This is a genomic window from Streptomyces caatingaensis, from assembly GCF_001187435.1.
Taxonomy (GTDB): Bacteria; Actinomycetota; Actinomycetes; order Streptomycetales; family Streptomycetaceae; genus Streptomyces; species Streptomyces caatingaensis.
In genome coordinates this window covers 373,154-385,500 of record NZ_LFXA01000002.1, presented here as the reverse complement: position 1 = coordinate 385,500, position 12,347 = coordinate 373,154, and the positions used below count along the sequence as shown (strand labels likewise).

Sequence of the window (12,347 nt, the reverse complement as noted above, 5' to 3'; positions counted from 1 at the left end):
CCACCTGCTCCGCCCTCGGCCGTCCGCCGTCCCGCGCCCCGGTTACGGTGGAGGGCGTCGCCGGCCCGTCGGCCGGCCGGAGGAGAAGACCGGAGGATGCGTCGTGCACGGTGAGTACAAGGTGCCGGGCGGCAAGCTCGTCGTCGTGGACCTGGAGGTCCGCGAGGGGGTGCTGCGCGACGTCCGCGTCGCCGGCGACTTCTTCCTGGAGCCGGACGAGGCGCTCCTGGACATCGACCGCGCGCTGGAGGGCGCTCCCGCCGACCTGCCCGCCCCGCAGCTCGCGGCCCGGATCGACGCGGCGCTGCCGGAGGGCGCGGTGCTGTTCGGCTTCACCTCGGAGGCGGTGGGCGTCGCCGTCCGCCGCGCGCTGGCGCAGGCCACGGACTGGACGGACTACGACTGGCAGCTCGTCCACGACGGCCCGCAGGCCCCGGAACTGCACATGGCCCTCGACGAGGTGCTGACGGCCGAGGTTGCGGCGGGCCGGCGCCCGCCGACGCTGCGGGTCTGGGAGTGGGGCTCCCCGGCCGTGGTGATCGGCAGCTTCCAGTCGCTGCGCAACGAGGTGGACCCGGAGGGGGCGGCCAGACACGGCATCACGGTCGTACGCCGCGTCTCGGGCGGCGGGGCGATGTTCATCGAACCCGGCAACACCATCACCTACTCCCTCTGCGTCCCCGACGCCCTCGTCCAGGGCCTCTCCTTCGCCGACAGCTACAAGTACCTCGACGACTGGGTGCTCGGCGCCCTGGAGACCATGGGCGTCAAGGCCTGGTACCAGCCCCTCAACGACATCGCCACCGACGCCGGGAAGATCGCCGGCGCCGCCCAGAAGCGGGTCGTCTCCGGGAACGGCGCCGTCCTCCACCACGTGACCATGGCCTACGACATCGACGCCGCGAAGATGCTCGACGTCCTCCGCATCGGCCGCGAGAAGCTCTCCGACAAGGGCACGACGTCCGCCAAGAAGCGCGTCGACCCGCTGCGCCGCCAGACCGGCCTCCCGCGGGACGCCGTCATCGCCAAGATGATCGATTCCTTCCGCGGCCGCTACGGCCTGACGGAGGGCTCCGTCACCCCGGAGGAGCTGGCCCGCGCCGAGGGGCTGGCCCGCACCAAGTTCTCCTCGCCGGAGTGGACCGCGCGCGTTCCGTAGCCCGCGCGCGGTCCGCGCGCCGGCCTCAGTGGTCGAGCGCGACCTCCTTGTGGACGTCGCCGTCCTTGCTGCCGCCGTTGGCCCTGAGGATGGCGGCGCCCAGGGTGCCCGGGTCGCCGATCTTGCCGTCGTGGCCGGTGATGGCCTTGAAGATCTGCTCGGAGAGGGTCTTCTCGACGCCGGGGAACGGGGTGAGGTGCGGCTCGACCTGCCAGTCGAGGTGCTCGCCGGTGGCGGTCTCCCAGGCGCGGCCCGCGAAGTTGGTGCAGTTCTGGTCGGGGGCGTACGCCTTGCCGCGCTGGGAGTCGACGAAGGCGAAGAACGCCTTGCGGCCCTGCTCGGTGACCGGCTTGCAGCGGCCGGTGCGGGTCTTGGTGGGGTGGTCCTCGGTGGCGGAGCCGATGGACTTCAGGTGGTCGGCGGGGGTGCCGCGGCCGAACTTGTCGGCCGCGTCGCCGTGGGCGTCGTTGCCCCAGTCGTCGGGGTAGTCGACGGCCAGGCCGCCGGGGAACGAGCTCTCCGTCCAGAACTCGGGGGTGTAGGCGAGGCCGTCCCAGGGGGACTGGAAGGAGTAGGTGCCCACGGTCTTCCCGTCGGGCGCGGTGTAGACGGTCCAGGAGTGGCCCAGGTCGCCGCTGCCCATGATCTCGGCGGCGATGTCGCCGACGGCCTTCGTGGGGTGCTTGATCTTCTGCTGCGCGATCTGCTTGACGATGCCCTTGACGTCGGCGGGCTGCTGGCGCTCGCTGAAGACGCAGAGGGCGCCGCCGTCGCCGAGCTTGAGGTCTTCCGGTCCCTTGATGGCGCCGACGCCGCCGTCGGTGACGGTGCCGGCGGTCGCCGCCGGGGCGGCGGCCGCGGTTCCGGCGAGGCCGAGGGTGAGGAGGAGGGCGGCGCAAGTGGCTGCGGAGAGGCGGGCGTTCGCACGCACGGGCGGTGTTCCTGTTCTGTGGTGATCCATCGTTTCGAGATCACCTTACTGGTGGGTAGGAGGTGGTCCGCCTACCCCAGAACCGGAATCACCTGCTCCCCATACGCGTCGATCACCGCCTCCCGCGCGTCGTGCATCGCGTACACCGCGAACTGGTCCACCCCCAGCGCCCGCAGCCGCTCCAGCTTCTCCACGTGGGCCTCGACCGGGCCCAGCAGGCAGAAGCGGTCGACGATCTCGTCGGGGACGAAGTCCGTGGAGGGGTTCCCGGCCCGGCCGTGGTGGCTGTAGTCGTAGTCCTGCCGCTTCTCGACGTACGCCGTCAGTTCCTCCGGCACGGCGGCGGAGTGCGCACCGTAGCGGGCGACCAGGTCGGCCACATGATTGCCGACCATGCCCCCGAACCAGCGGCACTGCTCGCGCGCGTGCGCCAGGTCGTCCCCGACGTACGCCGGGGCGGCGACGCAGATCGTCACGGACGACGGGTCGCGGCCCGCCGCGGCCGCGGCCTCGCGGACGGCGCGGATCATCCACTCCGTCAGGAAGGGGTCGGCGAGCTGGAGGATGAAGCCGTCCGCCTCCTCCCCGGCCAGGGCGAGGGCCTTCGGCCCGTACGCCGCCACCCACACCGGCAGCCGGCCGTCGCGCACCCACGGCAGGCGCAGGACCGTGCCGCCGACGTCCGCCTCCCTGCCCTCCGCGAGGTCGCGGATAACGCGGACGGAGTCGCGGAGGACGGCGAGGGTGTTGGGGCGGCGGCCGGCGACGCGCATCGCGGAGTCGCCGCGGCCGATGCCGCAGACGGTGCGGTTGCCGTACATGTCGTTGAGGGTGGCGAAGGTGGAGGCCGTGACCTCCGGCGCGCGGGTGGTCGGGTTGGTGACCATGGGGCCGACGACGAGCCGCTCCGTGTGGTCCAGGACGCGGCTGTGGATCACGAACGGCTCCTGCCACAGCACGGCGGAGTCGAAGGTCCAGCCGTAGCGGAAGCCGCGCCGCTCCGCGCGGCGCATCAGCTCCACCACGGCGGAGGCGGGCGGGTCGGTCTGCAGGACGAGGCCGAAGTCCAAGGGAGGGCTCCTCAGGGGTCAGGAGAAGGTGGCGCGGGGCACGTAGCGGCCGTGGCCGGGGCGTCCGGTGAACTCGCCGCGGTGGAGGACGAGTTCGCCGCGCGAGAGGACGGTCTCCACCCGGCCGGTGATCCGCTTGCCCTCGTACGCCGAGTAGTCGACGTTCATGTGGTGCGTGGCCGCGGAGAGGGTCTGCTCCGCCCGCGGGTCGTAGACGACGACGTCCGCGTCGGCGCCCGGCGCGAGCGTCCCCTTGCGCGGGGCGAGGCCGAACATCCGCGCCGGGGCGGCACAGGCGATGTCGATCCAGCGGCGCCGGGAGAGGTGCCCGTCGACCACCGCCTGATGGAGGAGGTCCATCCGGTTCTCCACGCCGGGCAGCCCGTTGGGGATCTTCGAGAAGTCGCCCCGGCCGAGCTCCTTCTGGCCCGCGAAGCAGAACGGGCAGTGGTCGGTGGAGACGACCTGGAGGTCGTCGGTGCGCAGCGCGCGCCACAGCGCCGCCTGGTGCTCGCGGGGCCGAAGCGGCGTGGAGCAGACGTACTTGGCGCCCTCGAAGCCGGGTTCGGCGAGGTTGTCGGTGGAGAGGTAGAGGTACTGCGGGCAGGTCTCGCCGAAGACCGGGAGCCCCTCGTCCCGGGCGCGGGCGAGCTCGGCGACGGCCTCCCGCGCGGAGACGTGCACGACGTAGAGCGGGCTGCCGGCGACCTGGGAGAGCCGGATCGCCCGGTGGGTGGCCTCGGCCTCCAGCAGCGCCCGGCGCACCTCGCCGTGGTACCGGGGGTCGGTGCGGCCGGCGGCGAGGGCCTGTTCGACGAGGACGTCGATGGCGGGGCCGTTCTCCGCGTGCATCATGACCAACGAGCCGTTGCCGGCGGCCCGTTGCATCGCGCGCAGGATCCGGCCGTCGTCGCTGTAGAAGACGCCCGGGTAGGCCATGAAGAGTTTGAAGGAGGTCACCCCCTCCCCCACGACCCGGTCCATCTCCTTCAGCGACGCCTCGGTCACGTCGGAGAGGATCATGTGGAAGGCGTAGTCGACGGCGCACTTGCCCTCGGCCTTCGCGTGCCAGGCGTCCAGCCCCTCGCGCAGGGCGCCCCCGCGCGGCTGCACGGCGAAGTCGACGACGGTGGTGGTGCCGCCCCAGGCGGCGGCGCGGGTGCCGGTCGCGAAGTCGTCCGAGGAGGCGGTGCCGCCGAAGGGGAAGTCGAAGTGGGTGTGGGCATCGACGCCGCCCGGGAGGACGTACTTGCCGGTGGCGTCGATGGTCCGGTCCGCCGTCCAGCCGTGGGCGAAGTCCGGCGCGGCCAGGGCCGCCACCCGGCCGTCCTCGATCAGGACGTCGGCGTACGTCTCGTCCGTCGCGCTGATCACCAGACCGCCGCGGATCAGGGTGCGGCTCACGGGGACGCCTCCTCCGCGTCGACGGCGCGCAGCGCCCGTTCGAGCATCGCGGCGCCCTCCCCGGCCTCGTCGTCGGTGAGCGAGAGCGGCGGGGCGATGCGCAGGGCGTCGCCCGCGCGGCCACCCCTGCCGATCAACAGGCCCTGTTCGCGGGCGGTTTCGAGGGCGCGGGCGGCGGCGCGCGGCGAGGCGAGCTCGACGCCGATCATCAGGCCGCGGCCGCGGACCTCGCGGACGACCGGGAGCGCGGCGGCGACGGCGCGCAGCCGCTCGGCGAGCAGGGCGCCGACGCGGCGGGCGTTGCCCTGGAGGTCGTGGTCCAGGAGGTACCGGAGGTTGGCGAGGGCGGCGGCCGCGGTGACGGGGCTGCCGCCGAAGGTGGAGATGGAGTTGGCGTCCAGGCAGTTCATGACCTCGGCGCGGGCGACGACGCCGCCGACGGACATGCCGTTGCCGAGGCCCTTGGCGAAGGTGAGGAGGTCCGGCGGGCCGTTGCCGGCATGGGCCTGCCAGCCCCAGAAGTGGTCGCCGGTGCGGCCCCAGCCGGTCTGGACCTCGTCGCTGATCCACAGGATGCCGTGCCGGTCGAGGACCTCGCGGAAGGCGGCGTAGAGGCCGTCGGGCGGCGCGGTGAACCCGCCGACGCCCTGCACGGGTTCGGCGATCAGCGCGGCGACGGTGCCGTGCGCCTGGCCGAGCATGTCCTCCAGGTCGCGCACGCTCGCGGCGATGAAGTCGGCGTCGGAGAGGTGGGCGTACGGGCCGCGCGTGCGGACGGCGCCGTGCACGTAGAGGGTCTGCAACGGGGACAGGCTCGTCGGCGACCAGGCCGAGTTGCCGGTGATCCCGACGGTGGAGAAGGAGCGGCCGTGGTAGCTGTTGCGCATCGCCAGCACCTGGTTGGAGCGGCGGCGGGCGGTGGCCAGGAGCAGGGCCGTGTCGTTGGCCTCGGTGCCGGAGGTGGTGAAGAAGACCCGGGCGTCGGGGATGCCGCTCGACGCGGCGACGCGCTCGGCGAGTTCGACCATGTTCCGGTCGAGGTAGAGGGTGGAGGTGTGCAGGATGCGGCCGGCCTGCTCGGAGACCGCCTTGGTGACCTCGGGGAGGGCGTGGGCGGTCATGGTGGTGAGGATGCCGCCGAAGAAGTCGAGGTAGCGCCGGCCGGACGCGTCCCATACGTGGCGGCCCTCGCCGCGCACGATCTCCAGCGGCTCGTCGTAGTAGAGGGCGAGCCAGGAGGGCATGACCGCCCGGTGCCGGGCGTGCAGGGAGTCGTTCACGGCCGGACCAGCCCCTCGTAGGCGTCGGGCCGCCGGTCCCGGTAGAAGGCCCACTGCCGGCGGACCTCGTCGACGAGCCCGAAGTCCAGGTCGCGGACGACGAGTTCCTCCTTGCCGTCGCTCGCCACCTCGCCGACGAACTCCCCGCGCGGGTCCACGAAGTACGACGTGCCGTAGAAGTCGTCGTCCCCGTACTCCTCGCGGCCGACGCGGTTGATGGCGGCGACGAAGTACTCGTTGGCGACCGCGGCGGCGGGCTGCTCCAGCTTCCACAGGTGGGACGAGAGGCTGCGCGAGGTGGCGGAGGGGTTGTAGACGAGCTGGGCGCCGGCCAGGCCGAGCTGGCGCCAGCCCTCGGGGAAGTGGCGGTCGTAGCAGATGTAGACGCCGATGCGGCCGGCGGCGGTGTCGAAGACGGGCCAGCCCAGGTTGCCGGGTTTGAAGTAGAACTTCTCCCAGAAGCCCTCGACCTGCGGGATGTGGTGCTTGCGGTACTTGCCGAGATAGCTGCCGTCGGCGTCGATGACGGCGGCGGTGTTGTAGTAGTGGCCGGGCTGTTCGGCCTCGAAGACCGGGACGATGATCACCAGGCCCGTCTCGCGGGCGAGGCGCCGCATCCGGGTCACCGTCGGGCCGTCGGGGACGGGCTCGGCCCAGCGGTAGTGCTCGGTGTCCTGCACCTGGCAGAAGTAGGGGGCGTTGAAGACTTCCTGGAAGCCGATCACCTTGGCGCCCTGCGCGGCGGCGGCGCGGGCGTGCTCCTCGTGCTTGGCGATCATCGACTCGGTGTCACCGGTCCAGGTGGCCTGGACCAGGGCGGCGCGCACAACGTTGGCCATGAGCTGCTCCTCCGCGAGGGCTTCGGGCGGGCCGGCACGTGAAGATCCGCGTGTGGAATGCGACCGTAGGGCGCGGCCCGCGCCGAGGCAAGACCGGGGTGTCATCCGGAAGACCGACCGAAAAATGAAGGCAACCTTGCAAGGCCGCCTTCGCTTCTCTAGGGTGTGGGCCATGTCTGTGACCACGCTCGACCCCACGACCGCCCTGATCCTCATCGACCTCCAGAAGGGCATCACCGCCCTGCCCACCGCCCACCCGGCCGACGAGGTCGTCGCCCGCGGCGCCGAGCTGGCCGCCGCGTTCCGTGCGAAGGGGCTGCCGGTGGTGCTCGTCACCGTGACCGGCTCGGCGCCCGGCCGCACCGAGGCCGCGCCGCGCGGCGGCGGGGCCTACCCGCCGGACTTCGCCGAGCTGCGGCCCGAACTCGGCCGCCACGAGGACGACATCCTTATCACCAAGCGGACCTGGGGCGCCTTCCACGGCACGGACCTCGACGGTCAACTGCGCCGCCGCGGCGTCACCCAGGTCGTCGTCGCCGGCATCGCCACCGCCATGGGCGTCGAATCCACCGCCCGCGCGGCCCACGAGCACGGCTACCACGTGACGGTGCCCGTCGACGCCGTCACCGACCCGGACCCGGAGGCACACCGCGTGGCCGTGGAGCGCATCTTCCCGCGCCTGGGCGAGACGGGCACCACGGCGGAGGTGGTGGGGCTGCTGGGGTGAGGGGGGCGGGGGGCGGCCCCGGCTCGGCGTCCGCACGGGGCCGCCCCCCAGCCGCAAGAGGCGACCGCGCGCCTACCGCAGCCGCCCCGCCGTCAGCCCGGCGTGACGACCATCGCCGAGCCGCCGCCGCGGCGCACCTTCTCCGCGGCGGCGAGCCAGCGGCCGTCGGGGAGGCGTTGGACGCCCGTGGCGGCACCGATTTCCGGGCTGAGCTTGAACGCGTGGCCCCTGGCCTCCAGTCGGCGGCGGAGGGGGCTGTCCCACAGGGCCTGTTCCAGGTCGGTGGTCGCGGTGTTGCGCTGGCTGGCGCGCGGCGCGGCGATCGCGTCGGCGAGCGGCATGCGGCGGTCCACGTGCCCCAGCAGGATCTGCAGCGCGGTGGTGATGATCGTCGAACCGCCGGGCGAGCCGACCGTGAAGGCGAACCGCCCGTGGTCGAGGACGACCGTCGGCGCGATGGACGAGCGCGGCCGCTTGCCCGGTCCCGGCAGGTTGGGGTCGTGGACGCCGGGGGTGACGGGCGTGAAGGAGAAGTCGGTCAGCTCGTTGTTGAGCAGGAAGCCGCGGCCCGGCACGGTGATGCCGCTGCCGCCCCACTGCTCGATGGTGAAGGTGTAGGCGACGACGTTGCCCCACCGGTCGGCCGTCGTCAGGTGGGTGGTCTGCTGCCCCTCGTACGGCGTGGGCGCGGCCCGGCCCGTCGTCCCGCAGGACGTGGGGTGCCGCGGGTCGCCGGGCGCGAGCGGGCTGGTGAGGGCCCGGCCGTCGGTGAGGAGGCAGGCGCGCGAGGCGGCGTACCGCTTGGAGGTCAGGGCGGCGGTGGGCACCTTCTCCCGCGCCGGGTCGCCGACCCACCGGTTGCGGTCGGCGAAGGCGATGCGGCTCGCCTCCAGGTAGCGGTGGAGGTAGGTGGCCTTGTCCACCCGGCCGAGATCGCCCTTCCGCTCCAGGATGTTGAGCGCCTCGGCGACGGTCGTGCCGCCCGAGGAGGAGGGGCCCGGCCCGTAGACGTCGAGGCCGCGGTAGGTGGTGCGGGTCGGGGCGGGCCGTTCGAGGGTGTAGGCGCGCAGGTCCCGCTGGGTCAGGTCGCCGGAGCGGACCACGCGGGAGGAGCCGTGCGCGACGGGGGGCTTGCGGACGGTCGAGACGATGTCGCGGCCCAGTTCCCCGCCGTAGACCGCGCCGGCGCCCTTCCTGCCGAGGAGTTCGTAGGTGCGGGCGAGGTCGGGGTTCCTGAGGGTGGAGCCGACGGCCGGCAGCCGGCCGCCGGGCAGGAACAGCCGGGCGGTGTCCGGGAAGTCGCGGAAGCGCTTCTCGTTGTCGGCGGTCATCTGCCGGAAGGTGGCGTCGACGGTGAAGCCCTGGCGGGCCAGCCGCTCGGCGGGCCGCAGCACCGTGGCGAGGGACCTGCTGCCCCAGGCGCGCAGGGCGGCGTCCCAGGTGGCGGGCGCGCCGGGGACGCCGACGCTGCGGCCGCTGGTGACGGCCTCGTCGAAGGGGATCGGGCGGCCCTTCTCGACGAAGAGGTCCTCGCCGGCGCTGAGGGGGGCGCGCTCGCGGCCGCCGATGGTGAGGACCTTGTGGTCCTTGGCACGGTAGTAGACGAGGTAGCCGCCCCCGCCGATGCCGCCGGAGTACGGCTCGCTGACGCCGAGCGCGGCGGCGGTGGCCACCGCCGCGTCCACGGCGTTGCCCCCCTGTCCGAGCACCTCGATGCCGGCAGCCGACGCGTCGGCATCGACGCTCGCGACGGCGCCGCCGCGGCCGGTGGCGACCGGCGACTTGGCGGGGACGCCCGGCCCGCCCCCGGCGGCGGCCGGCACGGCCCCGAGCCCGGCCACCAGCGCGGCGGACGCGCAGAGGACGATCAGCCGGCGGGGTCCTGGCGGTCTTGCCATGGTGCCTCCCTGTCGTCGAAGAGGCCCGTGACCCTACTCGCCGGGCAGCTCATACGACAGGGCGCGACACGGCTCCGCTCCGGTACGGCACTATCCGGGGGACGCCGGCCGGCCCCGGCCGGAACCGCGGGCCCGCGGACGGGCCGGCGCGGCAGCACGGACGGGCCGGGTCGGCCGTGCAGGCGGGCCGCCTCAGCGGCCGCGCGCCGCGCCGATCACCGGCCGGGCCATGGCCCGCTCCCCGTCGGCGTTCGGGTGGAAGGGCGCGGCCGGGCGGGAGGGCCGCGCGCCCTCGATCCAGCGGTCGGCCTCGGGCTTGCAGACGTCGTGGCCGACGGTGGCGCGGTAGGTGTCGGCGTAGCGGGCGCCGGCCTTGCGCGCCTGCTCGCGGAGCATCGCGTTCAGCTTCTTCTCGGTGTCGCGCAGGTACGGGACGTCACCGGCGGCCATCGGGACGGAGGGGAAGCAGCCGACCCCGTCGTCCGGCATGATCGACGGGTAGCCGGCGAGGACGACGCGGGCCCGCGGGGCCTTGCGGTGCACGGCCTTGAGCACCTCGGCGATCTTCGGGGCGGTGTCGGCGATGCGCCGGTTGAGCAGGTCGCCGCCGTCGGGGGCGGTGTACTTCTTGCGGCAGGGGTCGCCCGCCGGGTCGGAGGCGGAGAGCTGGGCGCAGGTGCCGATGATCTCGCCGAAGCCGATGTCGTTGCCGCCGATGCCGACGGTGACCAGTCTGGTGTTGCGCCCCACGGCGTCCAGCTGGGGCGGGTTGGCGCCCTGGGCGCGCCAGAAGTCGTCCGTCCTGGCGCCGCTGCAGCTGACGTCCCGGAAGGACGTGATCCTCAGGGCCTTCGCGGTGAGCGCCGGGTAGTTGACGCTGGACCGGGCACAGTCGCCGCCGCTCTGCTGCGGGACGCCGGGCGCGGAGGTGTACGAGTCGCCGAGGGCGACGTAGCGTTCGCCGCCGCCCTGTCCGGCGGCCGCGGTCGCGGGGGCGGCGGCACCGGCCGCCAGCGCCGTCGCCGCGCCGACCGCCGCCAGCGTCCGTCCGTACCGCCCGCCGTGCGCGCGTGCCTGAGCCCCCACCTGGTCCTCCGTCCGATCGTCCGATGACTGCGCACAGACTTACCGGCGGTTAACTTCCTGTCAATCTCGGGCTGTCGCTCAGGGCTGTCGATCCCGGGCTGTCGATCTCAGGGGTGGCCGGGATCCCGCCCCCTTAATTGGAGTCCTGGATGCCAATTGACTAACCTGACGGGTGTGCGACTGACCAAGGGCACCGACATCGCGCTGCGCATCGCCATGCGCCTCGCGGTGGAGGACGGAACCGGGGCCGCGCCGACCACCCGCGAGGTGGCGGCCGCGATGGGCGTGCCGTACACGCACGCGGCCAAGGTGGTCAGCCGCCTGACGCACCTGGGCGTCGTCGAGGCCCGCCGGGGCCGGGGCGGCGGGCTCGCGCTCACCACCGCCGGACTCACGGGCTCACTGGGGCGACTGGTGCGGGAGTTGGAGGGGACGGGCGACGTCGTCGGCTGCGAGGACGATCCGCCGTGCCCCCTGCGGGCGGCCTGCCGGCTGCGCGGCGCGCTGCGCCAGGCGCAGGAGGCGTTCTTCGCCGCACTCGACCCGCTGAGCGTCCAGGACCTGGTCGGGAGCCCGACCGGGCCGGTGCTGGTGGGCCTGACGAGCCGCCCCGAGGACTGATCGCCGCCCCCGCCGGGGCGGCGTTCGCACACAGAAAAATACGCATTCGAGATGCGTATTAAGCCGTGAACAAAGGAGCCGCCGGTGCTGTCACCGAAGTCGACCGAGATCGTCCGCGCCACGCTGCCCGCCGTGGGCGGGGCCATCGGGGACATCACCCCGCTCTTCTACGACCGCCTCTTCGCCGACCGGCCCGAGCTGCTGCGCGACCTGTTCAACCGCGGCAACCAGGCCAACGGCAGCCAGCGGCAGGCGCTCGCCGGCTCGATCGCCGCGTTCGCCACGGCGCTGGTCGAGCACCCGGACGTCCGGCCGGACGCGATGCTCGACCGCATCGCGCACAAGCACGCCTCGCTCGGGGTCACCGCCCCGCAGTACGAGCTGGTCCGCAAGCACCTCTTCGACGCGATCGCCGAGGTGCTGGGCGGGGCGGTGACGCCCGAGGTGGCCGCGGCCTGGGACGAGGTCTACTGGCTGATGGCGAACGCGCTCATCGCCCGGGAGGCGCGGCTGTACGAGCGGTCCGGCGTCGCGGCCGGGGACGTCCTCTTCCCCGGCCGGGTCGTGGCGCGGCACCGGGAGACGGCCGACGTGGCGACGTTCGTCGTCCGGCCCGAGGGGATGCCGGCCTCGGCGCTGCCCGCCCGGCCCGGACAGTACGTCTCCGTCCAGGTCGAACTCCCCGACGGCGCACGGCAGATACGCCAGTACAGCGTCTCCGGCCACCCCGACGGCGCCGTGCAGTTCTCGGTCAAGCGGACCGGCTCCGACCCGGCCGGCGAGGTGTCCTCGTTCCTGCACGAGCACGTGCACGCCGGGGCGGAGCTGCGCATCGGCGTGCCGTTCGGCGATGTCGTCCTGGAGGACGGCGACGAGCGGCCGGTCGTCCTGGCCTCGGCGGGCATCGGCTGCACGCCGGTGATGGGCATGCTCGCCCACCTCGCCGCCACAGGGTCGGGGCGGCGGGTCGTCGTGGTCCACGCCGACCGCGACGAGGCGTCGCACGCCTTCCGCAGCGAACTCGCCACGCTGGTCGGCAAGTTGGCGGACGCGGAGGCGCACGTCTGGTACGAGCGGCCGGCGGACGCGGCGTGGCCCGCGGAGCGCACCGGGTACGCGGACCTGTCGCTCCTCGACGTCCCGGCGGGGGCGGTGGCCTATCTGTGCGGGCCCCTGCCGTTCATGCGGGCCGTGCGGGCGCAGTTGCTGGCGGCCGGGGTCGCCGCGGCGGACATCCACTACGAGGTGTTCGGCCCCGATCTGTGGCTGGCCTAGCCCGGGCCGGCCTCGTCCGGGGCCGGGCGTGGGCGCCTAGGCCCTGCGCCCCGCCCC

The 12,347-nt window shown here is 73.8% G+C and carries 11 protein-coding genes; 4 read left to right on the top strand and 7 right to left on the bottom strand.

From position 1 onward, the window contains the following. The first annotated feature begins 103 nt into the window (after window positions 1-103). Window positions 104-1,159 carry a lipoate-protein ligase LplAB gene (locus AC230_RS02470; RefSeq protein ID WP_049714253.1) on the top strand — a complete coding sequence of 352 codons (1,056 nt, stop codon included), beginning with the start codon at window positions 104-106 and terminating at the stop codon, window positions 1,157-1,159. 25 nt (window positions 1,160-1,184) lie between these two features. Here the strand turns inward: AC230_RS02470 and AC230_RS02465 are convergent, their stop codons facing one another. From AC230_RS02465 to AC230_RS02445, 5 genes are all read right to left on the bottom strand, one after another. Then, window positions 1,185-2,090 carry a hypothetical protein gene (locus AC230_RS02465; protein WP_049714252.1) on the bottom strand — a complete coding sequence of 302 codons (906 nt, stop codon included), beginning with the start codon at window positions 2,088-2,090 and terminating at the stop codon, window positions 1,185-1,187. Between the two features lie 71 nt (window positions 2,091-2,161). Beyond that, window positions 2,162-3,160 (bottom strand): TIGR03842 family LLM class F420-dependent oxidoreductase, encoded by a 999-nt coding sequence (locus tag AC230_RS02460; protein ID WP_049714251.1) that lies wholly within the window; start codon window positions 3,158-3,160, stop codon window positions 2,162-2,164. A gap of 18 nt (window positions 3,161-3,178) precedes the next feature. After that, window positions 3,179-4,564 carry a dihydropyrimidinase gene (hydA, locus tag AC230_RS02455; protein ID WP_049714250.1) on the bottom strand — a complete coding sequence of 462 codons (1,386 nt, stop codon included), beginning with the start codon at window positions 4,562-4,564 and terminating at the stop codon, window positions 3,179-3,181. Further along, window positions 4,561-5,808: an aspartate aminotransferase family protein gene (locus AC230_RS02450; protein WP_049714959.1), complete on the bottom strand. Its 1,248-nt coding sequence runs from the start codon at window positions 5,806-5,808 to the stop codon at window positions 4,561-4,563. Before AC230_RS02450 ends, hydA begins: the two co-directional genes overlap by 4 nt. Before the next feature lie 32 nt (window positions 5,809-5,840). After that, entirely contained in the window at window positions 5,841-6,683 is an 843-nt protein-coding gene (locus AC230_RS02445; protein WP_049714249.1) for a nitrilase-related carbon-nitrogen hydrolase, read from the bottom strand. Window positions 6,684-6,855: 172 nt separating this feature from the next. Between AC230_RS02445 and AC230_RS02440 the strand changes: the two genes are divergently transcribed. Next, entirely contained in the window at window positions 6,856-7,410 is a 555-nt protein-coding gene (locus AC230_RS02440) for an isochorismatase family protein (protein WP_049714958.1), read from the top strand. 92 nt (window positions 7,411-7,502) lie between these two features. On the opposite strand, the gene ggt is transcribed toward AC230_RS02440, so the two are convergent. After that, entirely contained in the window at window positions 7,503-9,308 is a 1,806-nt protein-coding gene (ggt, locus tag AC230_RS02435; RefSeq protein ID WP_049714248.1) for a gamma-glutamyltransferase, read from the bottom strand. Window positions 9,309-9,500: 192 nt separating this feature from the next. Beyond that, window positions 9,501-10,394 (bottom strand): SGNH/GDSL hydrolase family protein, encoded by an 894-nt coding sequence (locus AC230_RS02430; RefSeq protein ID WP_078870899.1) that lies wholly within the window; start codon window positions 10,392-10,394, stop codon window positions 9,501-9,503. Between the two features lie 174 nt (window positions 10,395-10,568). On the opposite strand from AC230_RS02430, the gene AC230_RS02425 reads away from it, so the two are divergent. Beyond that, on the top strand, window positions 10,569-11,015 hold the full coding sequence (locus AC230_RS02425) for an RrF2 family transcriptional regulator (RefSeq protein WP_049714247.1): 447 nt from the start codon (window positions 10,569-10,571) through the stop codon (window positions 11,013-11,015). A gap of 84 nt (window positions 11,016-11,099) precedes the next feature. Further along, on the top strand, window positions 11,100-12,290 hold the full coding sequence (locus AC230_RS02420; RefSeq protein ID WP_049714246.1) for a globin domain-containing protein: 1,191 nt from the start codon (window positions 11,100-11,102) through the stop codon (window positions 12,288-12,290). Window positions 12,291-12,347: the final 57 nt, after the last annotated feature.

Bases quoted from the DNA above. Each gene is read 5' to 3' on its own strand.
- AC230_RS02450 (WP_049714959.1), bottom strand. From the start codon at position 5,808: ATGCCCTCCTGGCTCGCCCTCTACTACGACGAGCCGCTGGAGATCGTG.
- ggt (WP_049714248.1), bottom strand. From the start codon at position 9,308: ATGGCAAGACCGCCAGGACCCCGCCGGCTGATCGTCCTCTGCGCGTCC.
- AC230_RS02445 (WP_049714249.1), bottom strand. From the start codon at position 6,683: ATGGCCAACGTTGTGCGCGCCGCCCTGGTCCAGGCCACCTGGACCGGT.
- AC230_RS02440 (WP_049714958.1), top strand. From the start codon at position 6,856: ATGTCTGTGACCACGCTCGACCCCACGACCGCCCTGATCCTCATCGAC.